This is a genomic window from Psychrobacter sp. Marseille-P5312, from assembly GCF_900291405.1.
Taxonomy (GTDB): Bacteria; Pseudomonadota; Gammaproteobacteria; order Pseudomonadales; family Moraxellaceae; genus Psychrobacter; species Psychrobacter celer.
In genome coordinates, this window is the sequence record NZ_OLML01000001.1 from 372,720 (window position 1) to 394,669 (window position 21,950).

A 21,950-nucleotide genomic window follows, 5' to 3' on the forward strand; every position below is an offset into this window, starting at 1 on the left:
AACCCAAACCTGTAAAACAACCTTTTATCTTATCTAATACTTTTTGACCATGACACAGACTATGAGTAAACCGACCATGCCAACCAATTCCCATGCTATAAATGACGACACTACAGTAGAAAGCAGTACAGAAGAAGACAGTGTAGATATCTCGCAGCTGCGCACACCGAACAAAGTAGATTTATCTGCAGTTTATGGTTTTTTGGGCGCACGTACCACGCCAGATTGGGTAGCCGCCGCTATCGCTGACCTACCTTTGATCATTCAAGATCATGCCAACTGCGAAAAAAAAGCCGCTGGCACCGCGATGAACCTACTGTTTCGCTATGAGTTTTCTTATGATTTGCAGCGTAAATTGGCGCAGCTGATACGTGAGGAGATGCTGCACTATGAGCAAGTGCTGGGTATCATGAATGAGCGCGGTCAAGAATGGCGGTACTTGAGTGCGGGGCGCTATGCCAAAGGCATGCTCAAGCATAAGCGCACTTATGAGCCTGCGGCAATGATCGATGTGCTAATCATCGGCGCGTTTATCGAAGCGCGCTCTTGTGAGCGCTTTGCAGCATTGGCTGAGGTGATTAATGATGAGCGATTAGCAAAATACTATCGCTATTTGCTCAAATCAGAGAGTCGTCATTTTGAGGATTATTTGGCATTGGCACAGTCACTATCGACAGAGGCTATCGATGAGCGAGTGGCATTTTTTAGAGAAGTAGAAGCAGAGCTTATCACCAGCCCTGATGCCGAGCTACGGTTCCATAGTGGCTCGCCCGCTTAACTATTTATCGTCTTCCATCAGCGGGCTATCATACTGCTTATGGTCTTTGGCGACGTGATGCGGGTCGTGATCATCTGTGACACGCTCTGCAGCCGCAGGATTGGCTTTTTGCAGCGCATCATCAGGCACGATACCGTCATTGTCGTCAGCATCTTTTAGTTCATGCTGCTGGTGTCTTGGCGATTGCGCTGTCTCTGCTGGTTTTGATGAGTGATCATTGGGGTTATTCATAGCATTTCCTTATGATAGAAAGATCAAAGTAAATCAAGTGAATGAAGGACGTGCCTAGATCATAAAAAAACTATCTGTCTTTCTTTTGGTCTTTTTCGTCAGGGTTTAACACCCGTGTCTGGGCATTATCGACAGTGGCATAGCGATTTTTATTGTTAATCTTATGGCTATCAGGGGCTTCGCTACTGACGGTCCTTTCATTGACGTTATCATCAAACGCAGTACCTTTTTGATCACGTCGATCTGGCTGGCGCGCAGGGTTATCATCGTCATTGACATGCTCTGTCTCTACGATGCCCTCTTCAAAGGTATCTGTGCCTTTATTCTCTGTCGTGTTCTCTTCAATCTCATGATTTTCGATATCATGTTTTTTGCCATTATTGCTCATATCGTGGCGACCAAGCGCGTCTTTATGATCTTTATGATTATCTATGGGCGTTTTGGTTAATGCTGGATCTTTGGTTTGCATCATCTTATCCTTGTCTTTTTTATCGTTATTGTTTTTCATTAATACTTTTTCATTAATACTTTATGGTCGTAGTACTTCTTTTGCATGGCCACAAAATAACATGCTCAACACTCGACCTTATGTCTCACAATAGCTTATATAGGTCTAACCTACATTGACAACGAATTATTCGTTGCCTTTTTGGCTCAAATCATGAGCATTGAGATCAGCCACGTTTTTGCCGCCATCAGGTAGGTTCTCTTCTTTACGCGGGTCGACATAGACCTCGTCTGTCTCCTGTGAGGCTTGCTCTGGCCCATCTATATTTGGCTGGTATTTTCGGCCTTCATAGCTGCCTTTTGGGTTGTCTGGCTGCTTGATGGCAGGGTCGTGGATCGGTACTGCTTCTTCATTATTTGGGCGTGTATTGTCTGACATGCTATATCCCTCACGTATGTATTGGCGTGGACGTGTCCTCAATTCAATCGATAGTCATCTAAATGGGCTAAAAAATGGCTAGATCTGGCCAAACGCTGTCAAATAGCTAACTAATATCTCCATATTACCTGCGCTATCTTCCTTGTTTGACGGCGACTTATCTCATTTTTATCACCATTCTTAACATGACGACACGCCCTACTAAGTGGAATAACTATTTATCCTGTTATTTGTTATCCTCTTATTTATCGGTACGCAAATCCTCTTCGATAAAGGCGGTTTGCTCTTCTTCGCTTAGCTGTTCAGGTGCATCGACTCTCTTATCTTCTTTGAGGTTTTGCTGAATCTTTTGACTGTCTGCCTGTTCGGCTGCTTTTTTGATGTCTGATTTTGTATCAGAATTATCAGGCGTCGTATCGTGATTACTCATAGATGCTTCCTCTTTTCCTATGTTTTTATGATTGACTTTTACGTTTACGTTCTATGCTTTTATGATTGAGTGTATTTTTATTATAGAAACAAGGCTCGGCCAGACACCAGTGTGCTGCGGTATCAATGTGTGAATAAATGTGAGGTTACAAGACAGTTTGTAACTTCCTGCCAGCAGCATGCAAATAACAGTACCCAAATGCACCCACAAAAAAACCAAACGCCAGTATAGCCAGCGTTTGGTTTGAGTCAGTATTAGAGGGCTGTTAAGACGACGCCTCTACCCCGTTGATGAGCGTTAATAAATGCTCTTGGGCAGCATGTGGCGGCGTACCAGCAGCGGGCTGTAGTTGCTGCCAGACGCCGTCGCCATTGAGTGTCCACGCTTGGGTATTGTCTTGTAAGTAGTTAATCAAGCCATCTTGATATATCTGCTGAAACAGTTTTTTATCTTCAATCGGAAACGCCACTTCGACGCGGTGAAACAAGTTACGATCCATCCAGTCGGCACTACCACAATACAGACGCTCATCACCGTTATTATAAAAATAGTAAATGCGCGTGTGCTCTAAAAACCGGCCAATCACCGAGCGTACCGTGATGTTTTCCGACAAACCTTTGACCTGTGGACGCAAACAGCACATTGAGCGCAAAATCAGCTCGATTTTTACCCCTGCTTGAGAGGCGTCATAGAGCTTGGCGATCAGGCGACGCTCCGTCAGAGCATTGACCTTGACCATGATATGAGCACGTTTGCCTGCCTTTGCGTGAGCGATCTCATCATCGATAAAGCTCATCAACTTATCATGCAAGGTAAAGGGCGCATGCAGTAGTTTTTTGAGATTGGCAGGCTTGCCCATACCCGTTAGCTCCTGGAATATCTTGTGCACGTCTTCTGAGATATCAGGATCGGCGGTAAACAAGCCGTAGTCGGTATAGACCTTAGCATTGGCGGCATGGTAGTTACCTGTCCCTAGGTGTACATAGCGGCGAATGCGATCATCCTCGCGGCGTATGATTAGCATCAGTTTGGCATGGGTTTTGTAGCCGACGATGCCATACACCACCACCGCCCCTGCTTCTTGTAGATAATTGGCGACTGCGATGTTTGAGGCTTCATCAAAACGGGCGCGCAGCTCGATGACGGCAGTGACTTCTTTGCCATTTCGAGCAGCAGCGGCCAGCGCTTTGACGATTTCTGAATTGGTGCCTGAGCGGTACAGCGTTTGCTTGATTGCCAAAACTTTTGGGTCGTTGGCGGCTTGCCATAATAGGTTGACGACAGGCGAGAATGAATGAAAAGGGTGATGCACCAGTACATCGCTTTTGCGCATGGCAGCAAACATGCTACTGGTTTTGTCCAGCTTTTTTTCTTCGCGGCGAAACGCTTTGGGTATCGCTTGCGTAAAGGGCTGATAGCGCAGTGCTGGTATATTAAAGTCGAACAATAAACGCGTGAGGTTGACCGGCCCGTTGACACGGTACAGCTGATTGTCGTGCAGCTCAAACTCATTGAGCAGATAGTCGCTGATGGGCGTTGGGCAGTCGGTGGTGACCTCAAGGCGCACCTTATCACCGAAGCGGCGGTTTTCAAGCTCACCCTCTAACGCTTTGGCGATATCCTCGACATCGTCCGCTAGGTCTAAGTCCGCATTACGCGTCAGTCGAAACTGATGACAGCCGGTGACATTCATCCCCGGAAACAGCTCGCCAATATGCTCATGAATAATGGCCGATAGCATGACGTGATGCTCTTTGCCGCCAGTCAGCTCATCAGGTAAGCGTATGACGCGTGGGAGACTGCGCGGCGCGGGAACGATGGCGAGATTGATATCACGACCAAAGGCATCTTTGCCCTCTAGGGTAGCGATAAAGTTGAGGCTTTTATTGACCAAACGCGGAAACGGGTGGGCAGGATCAATACTAATCGGCGTCAGTACAGGCGAGACTTGTTCGGTAAAATAACGCTTCATCCATGCCGACTGCTCGCTATTTAGCTCATCGCGTTTGAGATAACGGATGTCTTCTTTGGCCAGCGCAGGCAAGATGTCTTCATTGAGAATGCGATACTGCTCAGTGATGGCTTCATGTGCCACAGCAGAGATGTCATTGAGCACTTCACTGGGCCGCATGCCGTGCGCGCTGGTCGACACATCACCGATATTGAGCTTTTGCATAATACCAGCGACACGTATCTCAAAGAATTCATCGAGATTCGATGAAAAAATAATGAGAAAAAACAAGCGCTCAAGCAGTGGGTGACGAGGACTGGCTGCCTGCGCTAACACACGCAGATGAAACTGCAACAAAGACAGGTCGCGATTGATATAACTGCTGGGTGAATAACTGCCATCTTCAAACTGCTGCCATGCGATGTGGACGAGATCATCCTCTTTTTTCCCATGCGCCCCATCGTTTATGCTCATCACGGCGGCGCTATTGTCAGTCTGATGCTGCTTATCATTGCTTTTGGTATCTGCCACGTCCCTACTCCTTTTGCCTTCTCGATACGTCATGATGCTGATTGTGGTAAGACTGCATTTTTCATGCGTTTTTTGATGATACGCTGTTTGTTACGTAGCCGTCTATCACCTTGGTTGTTTTCATAGTATTTTGGATTGGTCAGCATACTGATGAGCAGCGCGGACTCGTCACGGTTGAGATTGGCCGCAGTTTTATTAAAATAGTGATTTGCAGCCGCCTCGATACCGTAAATACCATCGCCAAACTCAGCCACGTTAAGATAAGCGGTCAAGATACGCTGTTTGTCCCACAACGTCTCTATCATCACGGTGATAATCGCCTCTTCGCCTTTACGAATATAGGAGCGATGCGCGGTCAAAAACAGGTTTTTGGCCAACTGCTGCGTGATGGTCGAGCCGCCAGCTGTCGTTTTTCCTGACGCTTCATTTTTCTTTTGCGCCTCTTTTATGCCTTTAATGTCGAAGCCATTATGCTGACTGAAAGTCGAGTCTTCACTGACGATCGCTGCTTGCTTGGCGGACTTGGCAATTTGATCATATTCTACCCACTCTTGGGTGACCTCGCCGCCGGTCAGACGATGGGTCAGCATAAACATGCTGTTGTTAATGGGCTGGGTTTTCCAAATCAATAATAGCCCTGCGACCAAAACATGAAAAACCACGACCAACAACATGAACGCCAAAAATACTCGTTTGATAAATGTGCCAAAACTTGCCATGCGCGATATCCAAGTGATTAAAAAGATAAAAGGTAGCCGCTTATCCAAAAACAGCCCAAGCAGTTAACTCAAATAGCAGGTCATCTTACCTAATCTCATAATCGCTGTCATTATTTACCCCATTTCTTTATCATGTCAGTAGCACAATGCAATATAAGCTTTTTACAATAAGCTTTTTTATGACCCATCCAAATAAACGAAGCGGTTGCCACCCACATAAAAACAAGCGCCAGCAGTAGAACGTTAGATATAAACAATAGAGCACGAGTATAAACATGGATTATGATAATAATATAGCAGAGCTGCGGGCACGCATAGTAGCCGCCAACCCTAGCCTTGACACTAGTGAAAATATCGATAACTGGTGGCTACTTGGCACCACAGGCTGCCATCTGTGTGATGTCGCTGAACAAGTCATCGCGCAGTTTCAAACCGTACAACGGCTGACCTATCAGTATGTCGATATTGCCGACTTCGATGAGCCGCTGATGATGACATTTGCCACTACCATTCCTGTGATAATCACACCGACAGTACGCTTAAATTATCCGTTTTCGGTGCTGGATTTGCAGCAGTTATTTATGTCTGCGCCGTCGCAAGACAGCTTGCCATAATAATAACAAGACATCTATAAACGCCTCACACCCAACATTAAAAAATTGCCAGAGTTAAAAAAGATGACTGAATTAAAAAAAGTGACCGATATTGAAAATTTGCGCCGTGTCGCTGAGCGTAGAGTGCCGCGTATGTTCTATGACTATGTCGATTCAGGCTCGTGGACTGAGACCACCTATCGTAATAACGAGACTGACTTTGACCGTATCAAGCTGCGCCAGCGCGTATTGGTCGATATGGATAATCGCAGTCTGGCAACGAGTATGATCGGTGAGCCAGTCAAGATGCCTGTAGCCATCGCCCCAACGGGGTTTACTGGCATGATGTGGGCCGATGGTGAGATACATGCCGCACGCGCCGCTGAAAAATTTGGCGTGCCCTTTTCGTTGTCGACCATGAGTATTTGCTCTATCGAGGATGTGGCAGAAAACACCGCCGCGCCGTTTTGGTTTCAGCTATACGTCATGCGCGATCAAGACTTTATGGCCAATCTGATTCGCCGTGCCAAAGCCGCCAATTGCTCTGCGCTTATCTTAACGGCCGACTTGCAAGTACTCGGCCAGCGCCACAAAGACATCAAAAATGGACTTTCTGCCCCGCCCAAACCGACACTGACCAATATCCTAAACCTAATGACCAAGCCGCAGTGGTGCATGAATATGCTCGGCACCAAACGTCGCACGTTTGGTAATATCGTCGGTCATGCACAAAATGTTGAGGATCTGTCATCACTCTCTGCTTGGACGGCAGAGCAATTCGATCCGCGTCTGAGCTGGGACGATGTGGCGCGTATCAAAGACATGTGGGGCGGTAAGCTGATTATAAAGGGTATCATGGAGCCTGAAGATGCGATACTCGCCGCCCGTAGCGGTGCCGATGCGCTGGTCGTCTCCAACCATGGCGGTCGTCAGTTGGACGGGGCGCTGTCTTCTATCTCTGCCCTCTCTGACATCGTACAGGCAGTCCATGCCGAAAACAGCGACATCGAGGTGTGGCTCGATAGCGGGATTCGCTCAGGTCAAGACGTCCTAAAAGCCATCGCCTTGGGCGCAAAAGGCACGATGATTGGCCGCGCTTTTCTGTATGGGCTAGGCGCTTATGGCGAAGATGGTGTGCGCCGCGCGCTTGAGCTTATCTATAACGAGTGCGATATTAGTATGGCATTTTGTGGTCATACCGATATCAACACAGTCACAAAAGACATCTTAGTAAAAGGCACGTACGAAAACCTCAAAGTGAGCCATGATGGCTGATTGGTTTTTGATACAAGCGCCGTTTGACAAACGGGCACGCTGGCAAACGACTTGCTCTACGCATCGTCTTTGTGCTTTATTTATCGTTATCTCTACTGCTTATTTATTCTATTTATAACTTGTCAATAAAACTGGCGCTTATGACCATACAACAACTGTTAAAGACAGCACCTGTGACCACCTTACTGTTAATCAGCTTTATTGGGCTGTTTCTCCTGCAGGTGCTGACAGGCGTCGATGCCAATAACCCCTCGACTGAGGATTTGCTCAAATGGGGCGCCAATGCGCTGCCCTTTACCATGACTGACGACCCATGGCGGCTGCTCAGTAGTGCGTTTTTGCATATTGGTTTGATGCATCTATTGTTTAATGGGTTTGCCATGTATTTTTTCGGTCAGGTGGCCGAGCCGATGTTTGGCTCCGCGAAGTTTTTGGCGTTGTTTTTATTGGCAGCCATCGGTGGCAACTTACTCAATAACTATGTCACTTGGCAAGGGATTTTAGATGGCACGGGACAGCCTGGCATATCGGCAGGTGCCTCTGGTGGCATCATGGGTATCGGGGCGGCGTTACTCATCGCCGCCTTATTCAAAATCTCAGTCAACAGCCTTGTCCTTAATCTCAAAAGTTTGATATTTATTATGGGTATCAATTTGGTCTATGGTTTTGCTGTCCCTGGTATCGACAATGCTGGTCATATCGGCGGCGCGGTGACAGGTTTGGTGATTGCACTGGCCTTTGCCATTGCCTATCGTCAGCGTGCCAAGGCCACACAAATAAGCCTGCCTTTTGATGCAAGCTTGCACATCCATCCCACTTATCAGCAGCATACAGGGTATAATAACTATCATAATAGTCATCACCCTGCTGACTCAAATAAGGCAAAAAAACCTGCGATACGATGGCAGATGCTCCCTTGGCTTGTGATGCTCGTCATGAGTATTGGCTTTGCCTACTGGTGGCAAGACATGCATCAGCAGCTACTACAAGTGCTCGCCGCCATTGAATAGCGCTCATTGAGTAGCGCGCCGTGGCTATTCGTCACTATGAATAGTGTTGATAACAGCCTGCGTGCCAACAGCTTGTGCAATTTATTCACCAGCACTTTTTTACTTATCTTGCTTATCTTTATTTGCTCAAATTTTGACGATATCGTTTCACCATTTACTAGTCCAACCACTGATGAGAAAAAAACCATGTCTAATGTATCTGCGCTACCCCATGTCGCTACACGTATGACCTTTAACGCTTTGGCAGCTACTGCCTTACTGGCTGTCGCCAGCATGTCTCATGCCGCCATTTTTAAAAACAACTTACCGACCGATCCAGACGCGGTACTTAGCGTCGGCGTCAACGTCATGGCCGTCAATCCAGCCTATGATATGGAAGACAGCACTGATATACGCGTGCTGCCGGGCGTGTTTTATGACAACAACAGAGTCTATGCGCGCGGCGCTCAAGCTGGTGCTTATCTCATCAATGATGGTACCAATCAGCTCTCGGCATACGCGCAGCTGTCTGGTAGCGAGTTTGACCCTGATGATGCCCGCGGCGCGCTACAAGGACTAGATGAACGTAAAGCCTCGGCAGCGGCAGGTTTGACGTATTTACGTCGTACGCCAGTTGGGGGTTTTCGTGCGCAGATCGCAACAGACGTATTGGATCGTAGCGGCGGCAACACAGCGCGGCTGACTTATCTGGCGCGTATCACTCAAGGTAAGCTCACCGTCTATCCGAGTGCAGGATTTGAGTATCATGATGCAGATTACAACGAGTATTATTATGGCGTTAGTGAAGAAGAATCTGCCAAGACCGGCATTGCTGCTTATAAATCCAATTCAAGCTTAAACCCTTATATCAATATCAGTGCCAACTATGACTTCAATGAGCGCTGGGCAGGCTTTGCCAACCAAAACTTAAGCTATCTGCCAAATGAGCAAAAAGACAGCCCAATGGTCAACTCGCGTACTGATGCTACGACGACGCTTGGTTTGCTTTATAAGTTTTAGGGATTGATGTTGTAAAAACTTAATTAGGAAAGGCTGAGCATTTTGCTTGGCTTTTTTGTGAGAAATACAAGATAAATTTTATGATTCTAACTCTTGAAATTCTATAGCCCATCTTTATATATATAGTAGGTAAGATAAACAACAACCAATCCATGATAAGGAGCATGTTATGAGTAAACTAGTCACACGTAATTCAATCTTTGACAACTTCTTTGATGAGATGGCACCTAGCTTTTTAATGCGTCCACTTCACGGTGATGCTCTTCCTAACGCTAGCCAGATCAAGATTGATGTTGGTGAAAAAGAGGATGCGTTTTATGTCAATGCTGAAATACCTGGCGTTGCTAAAGAAGATATCGATCTGTCGATAACTGGAGATATCGTCTCAATCAGCGCGGAGATTGCACAAAAAGATGAGCAAAAAGACGGCGATAAGATACTGCGTAGTGAGCGCTACTTTGGCTCAGTCTCACGTAGTTTCCAGTTGCCTTCTAAGGTAAAAGTAGAGGCGGCAGAAGCATCATACGAAAATGGCATTCTTAAACTGGTACTACCAAAAGAGACCAGCTCAGAGCGCAAAAAGCTTGAGATTAAATAAAAATAGTTAAGTATGAAATAAATTTTTGAGTAAGATATTTAGGGCACATGAGTGATTCATGTGCTCTTTTTTGTGTCACCCTGTTTAGGTCATTTGTTGAGTGTCGCAAGCTCCACACCAACCTACGAATTAAACCCTTTTAAGCTTTATAAAAAATCAAAATCTAAACTACGCTACCTGTATGTAAAAACGAGATGTCACCGCTAGCCCTGAGCGAGGAAACAACGAAGTACTACTTCGTCCGAGTGCAAGGGGATTTACATTTTCGTAAATCCCAACGAGTGGGAATAGCTCCAAAAAGCATAAAGCATAAAAAAGACCTTGCCACATTCTCATATCAGGGGTGGCAAGGTCTTTTTCGTTGAAATCAAGTTGGTGGGTTACACTGTTGCTAACCCACCCTACTCACTTATACAAAACAAAATCTAAATTAAGAAGGATGCACCATATCCGCTGGCGTGACCCACTCATCAAACTGCGCTTCGGTCATTAGATCGAGCTCAACCGCGACTTGCTTCAACGTTTTGTTTTCCTTATACGCCGTCTTAGCGATTTTCGCTGCGTTTTCATAACCAACATGACGGTTCAATGCGGTCACTAGCATGAGCGAATTATGCAAGAAGTCATCGATTTTTTCTTTAACAGGCTCGATACCAACCGCACAGTTGTCATTAAAGCTATTGCACGCATCGCCTAATAATTGGATGGACTGTAGTAAGTTAAAGGCAATCACGGGCTTATAAACGTTGAGCTCAAAGTTACCTGACGCGCCCGCCATGCTGATAGTCGTGTCGTTACCCATCACTTGCGCCACAACCATGGTCATTGCTTCTGACTGCGTTGGGTTTACTTTACCTGGCATGATAGATGAGCCTGGCTCGTTTTCTGGAATGGTCAGCTCGCCAAGACCACAACGAGGACCTGAAGCGAGCCAGCGTACGTCGTTAGCGATTTTATTGAGGCTACCTGCTAGGGTTTTGAGTGCGCCAGAAGCAAATACTTCGGCATCACGAGCAGCTAGTGCTTCAAATTTATTCGGGGATGTGACAAATGGTAAGCCCGTTAGCTCAGCTAATTGCTCAGCTGCTTTTACTGCGTAATCAGGATGAGCGTTTAGACCCGTACCAACCGCTGTGCCGCCTAGTGGCAATTCATATAAGCCTTGTAGTGCGTTGTCTATACGAGTCAACGCGTGGTCAAGCTGGCTGACATAACCGCTGAACTCTTGGCCTAAGGTCAAAGGCGTCGCGTCTTGTAGATGCGTACGACCGATTTTTACGATGCTGTCGAACTCTTTGGACTTTTTATCTAAGGTATCACGTAGCGCTTTTACCGCTGGGATAAGTAGGCTATTGATCTGACGCGCAGCAGCGACACGAATCGCCGTTGGGAAGCTGTCATTGGTAGACTGAGCGTGATTGACGTGATCGTTAGGATGAATCGGTGCGTAAGTGCCACGCTCAGAGCCTGCGATTTCATTGGCACGGTTGGCTAGGACTTCGTTCATGTTCATGTTCGACTGCGTACCAGAACCCGTCTGCCAAACGACTAATGGAAACTGATCGGTAAGACCGCCGTTGATGACTTCGTCAGCGGCTTGCACGATCAAATCGCGCTTATCGCCTTCGATACGCTCTAGGCTAGCATTAGTAATCGCAGCGGCCTTTTTGACTAATGCCATCGCTTCAATCATCGGACGCGGCAAGGTCTCGCCACCGATTTTGAAGTTTTCGCGGCTACGCTGGGTTTGCGCGCCCCAATAAGCGTCTGCTGGGACTTCGACATTGCCCATGGTATCTTTTTCGGTACGGGTGGCCTGATTTTGTGACATAACGATCCTCTTTTATTAGTAGTTAATAAATGGTTTATCATAAAAAGTGCAACTAAAGCTGCACATAAGGAAAATAGGCTGTAAAGTGAGGTTATGATAGCATGGCTTATCATAAATTTCTCCAAGCCGATGCGAGTATTTATACTTACTAGACACTGAACAAATAGATACTAAGTAAAAGTGATTGATCGCCACATATCTTTTTAACCAATACTGTAAATACTATTATGACAACCAATCCACCTAGACGTCAGTTTACTCGCCTGCGCCGCCAACTAACAGATGGTGAGTGCAGACAATACGCACGCATGGCAAGTTTGCACTTGGTTAAATTGCAACAACGCTTGCCTCCGCGTGCTCGTATTGGCTTATATTATGATGGCTTTGGTGAGCTTCCTACTCAGCCACTATTGGACTGGTGTCAGCGCTCAGGCTACCGGGCATATCTGCCAGTGGTCGGCTCGCTCGGTCGTGACAATAAAGGAGACGACGATAAACGCTTGCGCTTTGTGCCTATTTATCACTCAAAACTTATCAACGTACCGACCTATATTCATCGTTTAGGGATGCCGCAAAACCGACATCGGCATTTATTATGGGCAACAGAACTGGACGTCATAATCTGTCCACTCGTAGCGGTAGATAAACAAGGCAATCGTATGGGCATGGGTGGTGGTTTTTATGATACGACTCTTGGAAGAAGCTATCAGTCTGGCGCTTCAAGGCCGCTAAAAATTGGCTGGTGCTACGACTTTCAAGTGGTTGAACAATTAGCGCGTCAGCCGTGGGATGTGCCATTAGATGGCTTAATTACGCCAAACGGCATAAGGTGGTTTAAACCCACTCATATTGATGAGTCTGAACTAGAAACCTCTAGCGCCGATACGGTTGATACTTATTTACAAACACTAGGTAATGATGACGCTAGGGAAATGCTTTATTACAGTCAAGAACAAAACTTTAGTTCTGATGAGCTATCAAGCGTTATTAATGAGGCGCGTTTGAATGAGCTGCTAGCGCAGAGTGACGAGTTCTTGAATAGTTTGGGTAATGAGATAGGGGATTTTGATGAGGGTGACAATAGATGAGGGTGATAATAACAGTGAAAAATGACTTACATCGAACAGCAGACTGAAAAATGTAAATTAAACCTTTATAAAAAATCAAAAAAGGCGAATGATTATCAAATCACTCGCCTTTTTTATATCTATTGCCAAAGTTTAGATTATGAATTAAAGCACCATCGCTGCAATCCAGCCAAACGCCAGTAGCGGTATATTGTAATGAATAAAGGTTGGCACCACGCTATCTCTGATATGGTCATGTTGACCATCAACGTTTAGACCAGACGTTGGCCCAAGCGTCGAGTCGGACGCGGGCGAGCCAGCATCACCTAACGCGCCAGCCGTACCAATAATAGCGACGGTTGCTAGTGGTGAAAATCCTAGTGACATACATAGCGGTACATAGATCGCCGCCACAATCGGAATGGTCGAGAACGACGAGCCAATACCCATGGTCACTACTAAGCCAATCCCTAGCATAACAAAGGCAGCAATCGCTTTATTTCCTGCAAACAGGTTAGTCGCACCATCAATCAGCGGCGCAATCTCCCCTGTCGCTTTCATCACTTCAGCAAAGCCTTGCGCGGTAATCATAATAAAGCCAATCATCGCCATCAGCTTGATACCGTCGTTAAACACGCTATCGGCTTCACGCCATTTGACCACACCCGTCGCCATAAATACCGCAAAACCAAACATCGAGCCTAAGAGCAGCGAGTCGGTATACAGCTGCACCACAAAAGCGGTAACAATAGCCGCTAGCGCGATAAGCGTTTTAAGTTTGCCTTGCGTGGGCACACGTGTGGCAGTTTGACTCAAATTATCGCTAATGGACTCTTTATCGATCACAACATCGCGAGCGTCTTTATCTATCGTTAATTGCTGATACTGGCGCGGCTTACGATAGCTGATAAACACCGCAGTCAAAAGGCCAAGAAACATACCGAGCGCTGGAATCGCCATCGCCTTAGTGACGGAGATATCGCTAATATCGATACCGGCTTCACCGACGTTTTTGAGCATGATCTGATTGAGATAAATATCACCAAAGCCATACGGGATAAACATATAAGTGGTGACAAGGCCAAAGGTAATCAGACAAGCAATAAGTCGGCGATCTATCTGCATACGATTAAAGGCGAGCAATAGCGGCGGCACGAGCAGCGGTATAAAGGCAATGTGAATGGGAATGAGGTTTTGGCTAAAACAGCTCATCATCACTAGGCCGGCAAACAGCAGGTACTTAATCATCGCGCTGGTGCCACCAGCATCGATACGCTTAATGACCGCTCCTGCGAGTGACTGCGGCAATCCAGAGTGAGCAATCGCCACGGCAAAAGCCCCAAGCAGCGCATAGGACAGCGCGATTTGCGCGCCATTGCGGATACCTTCTTGAAAGGCATTGAGGGTATCGGTCATACCCAGACCTGCGATGAGCCCACCTGCCAGCGCGCCGATTAACAAACTGAGTACCACATGGACTCGTGCCAGTGACAGCCCAAGCATGATGACTACCGCCAACAGCACTGCATTGATGGTCATATTCTCGCCCCTTACCCTATGTTTTTAGCCTTGTGATGGCGCTTTTGCATTTTACCCGCTCTGCCTTATAGATAGCTTTGACTGCCGATTGCGGCTAAGACGCGCGTCATTTTACCTGATTTTGCCCACAAAACCCACGCGCAGAACCCCGCAGATAAATAAAACCGAGCAAATAAAGAGACAATATCCTCGTTTCTGTTGGCAATAGAGCCTTGCAATTTTGTATAGCAGCACCATTTATCTAAACATGAAACACTAACTTGACTGAACAAGTTTAGTGAATAAGGAATGAATATATGACTGACTATAATATTGATAAAGACAATATCGACATCGATGTGTCAGCAGCAACGCCTGATACTGATGAACAAAATGTTGATAAAAACACTGCCGATAATGGCTCAGACAATCATTTGCCACTATTGGCACTACGCGATGTGGTGGTCTATCCGCACATGCAAATTGCTCTATTTGTCGGTCGCGCACCCTCCGTTAAAGCCGTCGAATTGGCGCAGGCGGAGTACGGCAACAAAGTACTGGTCGTGGCACAAAAAGATTCACTCACCGAAGACATTGATCAAGACAACTTGTATCAATACGGTACCGTGTGCCGCATCGTCAGCACCATGCCGCATGATAGCGATGAAAACTGCATCAAGGTGCTGATCGAAGGCCAATATCGTGCCCGCGTCGATGCTATAGAAAACCATGCAGACAGCCAAGACGACGTCTTGATGGCGACTTTTGAGCGTGCTGATCTCGATGTCAGTATGGATGAGAGCCAGCAAAAAAATACCATTCAAGCCTTAACCACGTTGTTTGAAGGCTATGCTGATTCTCGTCTGCGTAATGCGCGTGAGCTAACTCGCGTGGCCAAACGCATCGATGATTTGCTTGAACTGGTCTATTTCATCTCAACCCGCGTGTCGATGGATCTTGAGGTTAAGCAATCGTTTTTAGAAGAAGACGATATCAAAACCCATATCAATACCTTGACCGAATATCTCGTCAAGCAAAGCGCTGAGCAGAATATCGAGCAAGATATTCAAGATGCCGTGCGTCAGCAAATGGAAGACAATCAGCGCGAGTACTTCTTAAACGAGAAGATGAAAGCGATCAAAAACGAGCTGTCAGAGATGAATGACGGCGCGTTCGATGGTGAAGATGATGTCGCTGAGCTAGAGCAGCGTCTAGAAGATGCTGACTTGCCAGAAGATGTGCGCAAAAAAGCAGAGCAAGAGCTGAAAAAACTCAAAATGATGCCGCCTGCATCGAGTGAATCATCAGTGGTGCGCAACTATATTGAGTGGATTTTGGACACGCCGTGGAATGCGACGACCAAAGTTTCGATTAATTTAGACAAAGCCAAAACCGTCTTAGACGAAGATCATTACGGCTTGCAAGATGTCAAAGATCGCATCTTAGAATACTTAGCCGTACAATCACGAGTGAAAAAACTGCGCGGTCCGATTCTTTGTTTAGTCGGTCCTCCGGGTGTTGGTAAAACCTCGTTGGGTGAGTCGATTGCGCGCGCAACGGGTCGTAAATTTGTCCGTATGGCGCTTGGCGGCGTGCGTGATGAAGCGGAAATCCGCGGTCATCGCCGCACTTATATCGGTGCGATGCCGGGTAAAATCGTACAGTCACTGGCGAAGGTCGAAGTTAAAAACCCGCTATTCTTATTAGATGAAATCGATAAAATGGCGCAAGACTTCCGCGGTGATCCAGCATCAGCGTTACTTGAAGTGCTAGATCCATCACAGAACGATACCTTTAACGACCATTATCTAGACATGGATTTAGATTTATCGCAAGTGATGTTTATCTGTACTGCCAACAGCATGGATATCCCGCCTGCCCTGCTTGACCGTATGGAAGTCATTCGTCTACCGGGTTATACCGAAGAAGAAAAGGTCAATATCGCGCAGAAATACCTTGTACCAAAAGCGATTAAAAATAATGGCCTTAAAGAAGGTGAAATTGAGATTGTAGAAGCAGCACTGCACAGCATCGTGCGTAGCTATACGCGTGAAGCGGGTGTACGTAACCTTGAACGCGAAGTCAATAAGATCTGCCGCAAAGTGGTACGCGGTTCGGTCGAAAATCATGGCGCCCGCGCACCGAAAAAAGCAGAGCGTGAGCTGGTGGTGGTCGATGACAAAAACATCGATGATTATCTAGGCGTCCATCAGTACGACTACGGTCTGGCAGAAGAAGAGCCTGAAATCGGCCGCGTGACTGGTCTTGCGTGGACACAAGTGGGCGGTGAGCTACTTACTATCGAAGCGGTGGCGATGAAAGGCAAAGGTGAGCTGAGCTTTACAGGCTCACTCGGCGATGTGATGAAAGAATCGATCCGTGCGGCCATGAGTGTGGTGCGGGCGCGTGGCGACAGCCTAGGTATCGACTACGAAACCGTCAAAACCACTGATATCCACGTCCATATGCCAGAAGGCGCGACGCCAAAAGATGGGCCATCGGCTGGTGGTGCGCTGACCACAGCGCTGGTCTCTGCCTTGACGGGTATTGCAATTCGTCCAGATATTGCCATGACAGGCGAGATTACCCTACGCGGTAAAATCTTACGCATCGGCGGTCTCAAAGAAAAGCTACTGGCTGCGCATCGCGGCGGCATCAAGCATGTGTTGATTCCAGAGAGTAATGAGCGCGACCTAGCTGATATCCCCGACAACGTCAAAGAAGGCTTGACCATTCAGCCAGTTGCGACAATTGATGAGATATTAAAAGTAGCGCTGGTCAGTATGCCAGTGCCACTCAAGCCTGCCAAAGTAACGGTCGATAAAACCTCAAGTAAAGCGCTGCATAACTAATCTGATTCGTTACTAATCCCGTCTTACAAATTAAAGAGCCGCTCATCGTCATGATGGGCGGCTTTTTTGCCTCATGCTTTTTAAACCCATACGATACTTACATTTATTAACTGATTGTTGCGCATTTGATGAATAACTATACCTAATGCTTGGCTATACTGATTGCGACATTCAGCAATGCTTGAGCAATTAAGCAGTGTTTGAGGACAGTTTTTGAGTACAGTGTTTAAGTACTCAGAAAACATGAGTACTTTGAGAAAACAGTAGACATTCATCACAACGAATAAATATAAATGGAGAGAATAATGAATAAGTTAATGCTTAGTGGTGCGCTATTATGTGGTTCGGCTCTTGCCATGACTGGCTGTCAAACGGTCGAAGGTCAAATGAAAACAGGCAATCCTGTCAATCAGCCAGCACTAAAATCTACCATCAAAGCCGTCGCTGGTAATCAAAACGAGGTCGGACAAGTATTCTTACGTCCAGTAGATGGCGGCGTACAGGTATATGGTAAGCTGATGAACTTGCAGCCTGGTAAGACCGTATCGCTTCATATCCACGAGACAGGCAGCTGTGCCAATATGGGTAAAGCGGCAGGCGGTCACTTTAATCCAGACAACAAACCGCACTCAAACCCTGATGACATGAATGGCCATGCAGGCGACCTGCCCAACTTGACAGCAAACGAAGATGGTGTCGCTACCATCAACTACGTCAACAAAAAAATCTCTGCGGCAGAAGCTGGCAAATACAGTGTCAACCGCTTAGCCTTTATCGTGCATAGTGGGGTTGATGATTATACCAGTCAGCCTGCGGGTAATGCAGGTGACCGTGTGGCATGTGGTATCATCGAAAAGACCTAATCGCAGTAGTTCGGTCGTAAAACATAGCTGTTTGCTAATAAAAAACCTCTTAGATCATCTAAGAGGTTTTTTTATAGGCATTAACATCGCAAGGTATGATCGAATCCAGATAAATCAGATACGCGGCTATTAGGTCGCTCACTGTATCGATATCGAAGATTGGCTATCGTTTGGACTGGTATTGATTACTCCTCAACCCACTCGCCATTGCGCCAGTACACACCCCAACGCGTGGCTTTGCCGTTTTTTTCAGAGCCGATGTATTGCTCTTTTTTCTTACGTGACCAGCGCAGTATCGTTGGATTGCCATCTGGATCTTCATCTGGCCCGTCAAACAGATACTGGAATTTATCTTCCATCTTATCCTTGATAGGTCGCAGCTCAGCCAGCTTGGGCGCACGAGTTTCGCGCACTTTTGGAAACTTTGAGGCGGCGAGGAACATGCCTGCAGCGCCTTCACGCAAGATAAAATAGTCATCATGCTTGGTTGATTTGAGCTCTGGCAGATGAATCGGATCCATACGCGGCGGTGCAGCTTCACCGGTTTTTAGCACTTTGCGGGTGTTGTCGCACTGCTGACAGGCAAAATAAGGGCCAAAGCGTCCGGTCTTTAGCTCCATTTGTCCATCGCACTTATCACAATCAATGGTTGGCGCATCTGAGCCTGGGACTTCAAACTTACCTTCTTCTAAGATATAACCGTCGCAGTCAGGATTGTTACCGCAGATATGCAGTTTCAGGCCGCCATCGACGATATAGCCGTTCATCGCTGTACCACATTTGGGGCAGCGTTTTTTCTCCATCAAATCTTTGACTTCTGCCGCTTCGTCATCACCTTCTGCATCATCTAAGTTGGCAAAAGCTTCGACTGGCATCAAGTTTTTGGTGCCTTTGCAGCGCTCTTTTGGCGGTAAGTTATAACCGGTGCAGCCTAAGAACACCCCCGTCGAGCCGGTACGCAGCTGCATTGGACGCGAGCATATATCGCAGTGCACGTCTGGCACATCGGTCGGGTCATTAGGGCGCATGCCGTCTTTTTCTTTGGCGCGCTCGAGCGTCTTTTTAAAGTCGCCATAAAAGTTATCTAGCACATCTTTCCAGTCTTGATCGCCTTCTGCGACGTGATCTAGTTTGTCCTCTAACGCGGCAGTAAAGGTATAGTCCATTAAGTCTGGGAAGCTTGCGGTCAATCTATCGGTGACTATATCGCCCATTTTTTCGGCAAACAAGCGCTTGTTTTCGAGCTTGACATAGCCGCGGTCTTGAATGGTGGAGATGATAGAGGCATATGTCGATGGACGGCCGATGCCTTTTTTCTCCAGCTCTTTGACAAGGCTGGCCTCAGTATAGCGCGGTGGTGGCTTGGTAAAGTGCTGGCTTGGGTCGAGCTTATCTAGGGTCAACTGATCGCCTTTTTTGACATCAGGCAGTAGCGTATCGTCCGTCTTGGCAGGCGGCATGACTTTGGTATAGCCATCAAACACCATGGTACGGCCGCGGGCTTTTAGCTCGACATCGCTTGCCGCCACAAATAAATTCACCGATAGATACTTTGCTGGCAGCATCTGACAGGCGACGAACTGACGCCAAATCAGCTCGTACAGACGTATGGCATCGCGCTCAACGCCTTTGAGCTGAGTGGATTTCATATGGACATTAGATGGGCGAATCGCCTCATGCGCCTCTTGTGCGCCTTGTTTGTTGCCATAAAAATTTGGTTTTTCTGGCACATATTTATCGCCATAACTGTCTTCGATATAGCCACGCACAGCTGCCAAGGCATCACCAGACAAAAAAGTCGAGTCGGTACGCATATAGGTAATGTGCCCCGCCTCATACAGGCGCTGCGCCAAAATCATGGTCTTCTTCACTGAAAACCCTAAGCGTGTGCTGGCCGCTTGCTGCAAGGTCGAGGTGATGAACGGCGCACTCGGACGCGACTGCGTGGGTTTTTCTTCACGCTCTTTGACGATAAAATCGCTGGTTTTGAGTACTGCTAAGACTTTATCGGTCTGCTCTTTATTGGCCAGCTTAAGCGTTTTGCCGCCTTGTTTGGTCGCCTCTAGGCGAATCGAGCTTTGCTCAGCATCTGTCGGTTTTTTGGCATTACTAGCAGTAACGTGGGTATCGGCATGGATCTGCCAGTATTCCTCTGGAATAAAAGCGCGAATCTCATGCTCACGCTCGACCACCAAGCGCATCGCAACCGACTGCACACGGCCCGCCGACAGACCACGTGCGATTTTTTGCCATAGCAGCGGCGATACCATAAAGCCGACGACACGGTCTAAAAAGCGCCGCGCTTGCTGGGCGTTGACACGGTCGATATCGAGCTTTGATGGCTCTTTAAACGCATTTTGAATGGCGGATTTGGTAATCTCATTAAAAACCACACGCTGGTATTTGCTATCAGGGCCGCCGATGACTTCTTTTAGATGCCAAGCGATGGCTTCCCCTTCTCTATCCATATCCGTGGCCAGATAAATTTTGTCAGCGTCTTTGGCCAGTGCTTTTAGCTCTTTGATGACTTTGGTTTTGTTTGGCAGCACTTCATAGACGGCCGCCCAGTCATGCTCTGGATCGACACCCATACGGCGCACCAGTGCTTGCTGCGCTTTTTCTTCTTTGCTCAGCGTCTCATCTTTTTTGGCAGCGGTTGTCTTTTTTGCACTTTTACTGGCACTAACGGGCAAATCACGGACATGACCGATACTTGAGCGTACGATAAAGTCATCACCAAGATATTTATTAATGGTTTTTGCTTTGGCGGGTGACTCGACAATCACCAACGACTTGCCTTTTTTTGGGTTATCGGTCGCGGATGCTGGAGTTTTTTTGGTTGTGGTTTTTGCCATATGTGACGACACCATAATATAAGTAGATGAAAAGTAGGTTTAAATTCAGCAGCATGGCAATTTATAGTAGCTAAGTATATTCGCTCAGCGATTTATTGTAGTAATGGCTGCCAATAAAAACGGTTATGAAACAAACACTAACCATAATACAAAGCGCAGGTTATAAGGACGTTACACTGCTAAGTATTAAGCTGTCAACTGCAAATGACTGAGAGTTTGCCAAAAGTGCTTGCATATTGCTATTAAATGGAGACGAAAAATTACTTTACCAGCTTTAGGGTTTTTTTTGCATTTGTCGCGCCCATTTGTCTAGGTTTGCCTTTAGGACTAATAGATCAGTCTCAATCATTTTTTGTTGATAGGCGGGGTTGGTTGCTGGACGCACATAGGCGATATCTTCCCAGTAAATCACGATGCTATTGGCTTTGGTCAACAGTCCTTTGATAAAAGGCTCGATGCTCGCAGGCAAGTCCAGCGGCGCTCTGTCCAAAGCAAAGTTGGCCGGTTTGATGACAGGCTTGCTATGAGTCGAGCGAATCGCACTTGGCACCACAAGCTTGCTGTCATCTACACTTGTATCGACAAAGCTCCTATCTGGTCGCCACTGTCCATCAATCACTTGATAGCGCGCATGGGGCAGCTGGATATCGTCCAGTATGAGGCAGTACTGCCCAAGCATGCCGCGGCCATACTCGTTGTCACGGCCTTTGATCCAATCAGGGCAACTGACCAGCTTTGGGTTGAGCTGCAAGCGGCGCGCAGTCATGCGCAGCTTATCCAAACGCTGATCAATACCGTTCGGTTTGAGCGCCATCATACTCCCTAACACAAATAGTACAATGATAACGCCGATCAATATTCCCATGATGGTGTGGCCTTTTGACTAAAAACAATGATATGAAAAATATAACGCTCACGACTGGCGGCTAAAAAGCGCGCGGATAGACACTTATAATGCGTATC

General features: G+C 46.9%; 19 protein-coding genes. 9 read left to right on the forward strand and 10 right to left on the reverse strand.

Going from position 1 to position 21,950, the window contains the following annotated elements; genetic code table 11:
- Positions 1 to 76: 76 nt before the first annotated feature.
- Positions 77 to 778 (forward strand): tRNA-(ms[2]io[6]A)-hydroxylase, encoded by a 702-nt coding sequence (locus tag C6W44_RS01605; RefSeq protein ID WP_413772329.1) that lies wholly within the window; start codon positions 77 to 79, stop codon positions 776 to 778.
- Here C6W44_RS01605 and C6W44_RS01610 read toward each other — a convergent pair whose 3' ends face one another.
- The 6 genes from C6W44_RS01610 to mtgA all read right to left on the reverse strand — a co-directional run bounded on the left by C6W44_RS01610 (position 779) and on the right by mtgA (position 5,526).
- On the reverse strand, positions 779 to 1,009 hold the full coding sequence (locus C6W44_RS01610) for a hypothetical protein (protein ID WP_105243956.1): 231 nt from the start codon (positions 1,007 to 1,009) through the stop codon (positions 779 to 781).
- 70 nt (positions 1,010 to 1,079) lie between these two features.
- Positions 1,080 to 1,517, reverse strand: a complete 438-nt coding sequence (locus C6W44_RS01615) for a hypothetical protein (protein ID WP_227526320.1) — start codon at positions 1,515 to 1,517, stop codon at positions 1,080 to 1,082.
- A 126-nt stretch (positions 1,518 to 1,643) separates the two neighbouring features.
- Positions 1,644 to 1,895: a hypothetical protein gene (locus C6W44_RS01620; protein ID WP_100749811.1), complete on the reverse strand. Its 252-nt coding sequence runs from the start codon at positions 1,893 to 1,895 to the stop codon at positions 1,644 to 1,646.
- 241 nt (positions 1,896 to 2,136) lie between these two features.
- Positions 2,137 to 2,325 (reverse strand): hypothetical protein, encoded by a 189-nt coding sequence (locus tag C6W44_RS01625; RefSeq protein WP_105243957.1) that lies wholly within the window; start codon positions 2,323 to 2,325, stop codon positions 2,137 to 2,139.
- 265 nt (positions 2,326 to 2,590) lie between these two features.
- Positions 2,591 to 4,750 carry a polyphosphate kinase 1 gene (gene ppk1, locus C6W44_RS01630; RefSeq protein WP_227526459.1) on the reverse strand — a complete coding sequence of 720 codons (2,160 nt, stop codon included), beginning with the start codon at positions 4,748 to 4,750 and terminating at the stop codon, positions 2,591 to 2,593.
- Between the two features lie 86 nt (positions 4,751 to 4,836).
- A complete protein-coding gene (mtgA, locus tag C6W44_RS01635) occupies positions 4,837 to 5,526 on the reverse strand; it encodes a monofunctional biosynthetic peptidoglycan transglycosylase (RefSeq protein WP_105243958.1) in 690 nt (229 codons plus the stop codon).
- A 275-nt stretch (positions 5,527 to 5,801) separates the two neighbouring features.
- Between mtgA and C6W44_RS01640 the strand changes: the two genes are divergently transcribed.
- The 5 genes from C6W44_RS01640 to C6W44_RS01660 all read left to right on the forward strand — a co-directional run bounded on the left by C6W44_RS01640 (position 5,802) and on the right by C6W44_RS01660 (position 10,001).
- Positions 5,802 to 6,140, forward strand: a complete 339-nt coding sequence (locus C6W44_RS01640) for a glutaredoxin family protein (RefSeq protein WP_105243959.1) — start codon at positions 5,802 to 5,804, stop codon at positions 6,138 to 6,140.
- Between the two features lie 63 nt (positions 6,141 to 6,203).
- Positions 6,204 to 7,394: an alpha-hydroxy acid oxidase gene (locus C6W44_RS01645; RefSeq protein ID WP_105243960.1), complete on the forward strand. Its 1,191-nt coding sequence runs from the start codon at positions 6,204 to 6,206 to the stop codon at positions 7,392 to 7,394.
- Positions 7,395 to 7,534: 140 nt separating this feature from the next.
- Positions 7,535 to 8,404: a rhomboid family intramembrane serine protease gene (locus C6W44_RS01650; RefSeq protein WP_105246367.1), complete on the forward strand. Its 870-nt coding sequence runs from the start codon at positions 7,535 to 7,537 to the stop codon at positions 8,402 to 8,404.
- Positions 8,405 to 8,590: 186 nt separating this feature from the next.
- Positions 8,591 to 9,403, forward strand: a complete 813-nt coding sequence (locus C6W44_RS01655; RefSeq protein WP_105246369.1) for a MipA/OmpV family protein — start codon at positions 8,591 to 8,593, stop codon at positions 9,401 to 9,403.
- Between the two features lie 169 nt (positions 9,404 to 9,572).
- Positions 9,573 to 10,001: an Hsp20/alpha crystallin family protein gene (locus C6W44_RS01660; RefSeq protein WP_105243961.1), complete on the forward strand. Its 429-nt coding sequence runs from the start codon at positions 9,573 to 9,575 to the stop codon at positions 9,999 to 10,001.
- Between the two features lie 430 nt (positions 10,002 to 10,431).
- Here C6W44_RS01660 and fumC read toward each other — a convergent pair whose 3' ends face one another.
- On the reverse strand, positions 10,432 to 11,832 hold the full coding sequence (gene fumC / locus C6W44_RS01665; protein WP_105243962.1) for a class II fumarate hydratase: 1,401 nt from the start codon (positions 11,830 to 11,832) through the stop codon (positions 10,432 to 10,434).
- A 227-nt stretch (positions 11,833 to 12,059) separates the two neighbouring features.
- On the opposite strand from fumC, the gene C6W44_RS01670 reads away from it, so the two are divergent.
- A complete protein-coding gene (locus tag C6W44_RS01670; RefSeq protein WP_227526321.1) occupies positions 12,060 to 12,920 on the forward strand; it encodes a 5-formyltetrahydrofolate cyclo-ligase in 861 nt (286 codons plus the stop codon).
- A gap of 144 nt (positions 12,921 to 13,064) precedes the next feature.
- Here the strand turns inward: C6W44_RS01670 and C6W44_RS01680 are convergent, their stop codons facing one another.
- Positions 13,065 to 14,438 (reverse strand): Na+/H+ antiporter family protein, encoded by a 1,374-nt coding sequence (locus tag C6W44_RS01680; RefSeq protein WP_105243963.1) that lies wholly within the window; start codon positions 14,436 to 14,438, stop codon positions 13,065 to 13,067.
- A gap of 455 nt (positions 14,439 to 14,893) precedes the next feature.
- On the opposite strand from C6W44_RS01680, the gene lon reads away from it, so the two are divergent.
- Positions 14,894 to 17,269: an endopeptidase La gene (gene lon, locus C6W44_RS01685; protein ID WP_413772330.1), complete on the forward strand. Its 2,376-nt coding sequence runs from the start codon at positions 14,894 to 14,896 to the stop codon at positions 17,267 to 17,269.
- A gap of 305 nt (positions 17,270 to 17,574) precedes the next feature.
- Positions 17,575 to 18,132, forward strand: a complete 558-nt coding sequence (locus C6W44_RS01690; protein ID WP_105243964.1) for a superoxide dismutase family protein — start codon at positions 17,575 to 17,577, stop codon at positions 18,130 to 18,132.
- A 185-nt stretch (positions 18,133 to 18,317) separates the two neighbouring features.
- Here the strand turns inward: C6W44_RS01690 and topA are convergent, their stop codons facing one another.
- On the reverse strand, positions 18,318 to 20,987 hold the full coding sequence (gene topA / locus C6W44_RS01695; RefSeq protein WP_105243965.1) for a type I DNA topoisomerase: 2,670 nt from the start codon (positions 20,985 to 20,987) through the stop codon (positions 18,318 to 18,320).
- Between the two features lie 274 nt (positions 20,988 to 21,261).
- The gene (locus tag C6W44_RS01700; RefSeq protein WP_105243966.1) at positions 21,262 to 21,852 is read right to left on the reverse strand and encodes a hypothetical protein; all 591 of its coding nucleotides are present in this window, start codon (positions 21,850 to 21,852) and stop codon (positions 21,262 to 21,264) included.
- Positions 21,853 to 21,950 lie beyond the last annotated feature (98 nt).

What these genes read in the sequence shown, in the direction of transcription:
- C6W44_RS01605 (WP_413772329.1), top strand. Translation starts at nt 77, where the DNA reads ATGCCAACCAATTCCCATGCTATAAATGACGACACTACAGTAGAAAGC.
- C6W44_RS01610 (WP_105243956.1), bottom strand. Translation starts at nt 1,009, where the DNA reads ATGAATAACCCCAATGATCACTCATCAAAACCAGCAGAGACAGCGCAA.
- C6W44_RS01615 (WP_227526320.1), bottom strand. Translation starts at nt 1,517, where the DNA reads ATGAAAAACAATAACGATAAAAAAGACAAGGATAAGATGATGCAAACC.
- C6W44_RS01620 (WP_100749811.1), bottom strand. Translation starts at nt 1,895, where the DNA reads ATGTCAGACAATACACGCCCAAATAATGAAGAAGCAGTACCGATCCAC.
- C6W44_RS01625 (WP_105243957.1), bottom strand. Translation starts at nt 2,325, where the DNA reads ATGAGTAATCACGATACGACGCCTGATAATTCTGATACAAAATCAGAC.
- ppk1 (WP_227526459.1), bottom strand. Translation starts at nt 4,750, where the DNA reads ATGAGCATAAACGATGGGGCGCATGGGAAAAAAGAGGATGATCTCGTC.
- mtgA (WP_105243958.1), bottom strand. Translation starts at nt 5,526, where the DNA reads ATGGCAAGTTTTGGCACATTTATCAAACGAGTATTTTTGGCGTTCATG.
- C6W44_RS01640 (WP_105243959.1), top strand. Translation starts at nt 5,802, where the DNA reads ATGGATTATGATAATAATATAGCAGAGCTGCGGGCACGCATAGTAGCC.
- C6W44_RS01645 (WP_105243960.1), top strand. Translation starts at nt 6,204, where the DNA reads ATGACTGAATTAAAAAAAGTGACCGATATTGAAAATTTGCGCCGTGTC.
- C6W44_RS01650 (WP_105246367.1), top strand. Translation starts at nt 7,535, where the DNA reads ATGACCATACAACAACTGTTAAAGACAGCACCTGTGACCACCTTACTG.
- C6W44_RS01655 (WP_105246369.1), top strand. Translation starts at nt 8,591, where the DNA reads ATGTCTAATGTATCTGCGCTACCCCATGTCGCTACACGTATGACCTTT.
- C6W44_RS01660 (WP_105243961.1), top strand. Translation starts at nt 9,573, where the DNA reads ATGAGTAAACTAGTCACACGTAATTCAATCTTTGACAACTTCTTTGAT.
- fumC (WP_105243962.1), bottom strand. Translation starts at nt 11,832, where the DNA reads ATGTCACAAAATCAGGCCACCCGTACCGAAAAAGATACCATGGGCAAT.
- C6W44_RS01670 (WP_227526321.1), top strand. Translation starts at nt 12,060, where the DNA reads ATGACAACCAATCCACCTAGACGTCAGTTTACTCGCCTGCGCCGCCAA.
- C6W44_RS01680 (WP_105243963.1), bottom strand. Translation starts at nt 14,438, where the DNA reads ATGACCATCAATGCAGTGCTGTTGGCGGTAGTCATCATGCTTGGGCTG.
- lon (WP_413772330.1), top strand. Translation starts at nt 14,894, where the DNA reads ATGCAAATTGCTCTATTTGTCGGTCGCGCACCCTCCGTTAAAGCCGTC.
- C6W44_RS01690 (WP_105243964.1), top strand. Translation starts at nt 17,575, where the DNA reads ATGAATAAGTTAATGCTTAGTGGTGCGCTATTATGTGGTTCGGCTCTT.
- topA (WP_105243965.1), bottom strand. Translation starts at nt 20,987, where the DNA reads ATGGCAAAAACCACAACCAAAAAAACTCCAGCATCCGCGACCGATAAC.
- C6W44_RS01700 (WP_105243966.1), bottom strand. Translation starts at nt 21,852, where the DNA reads ATGGGAATATTGATCGGCGTTATCATTGTACTATTTGTGTTAGGGAGT.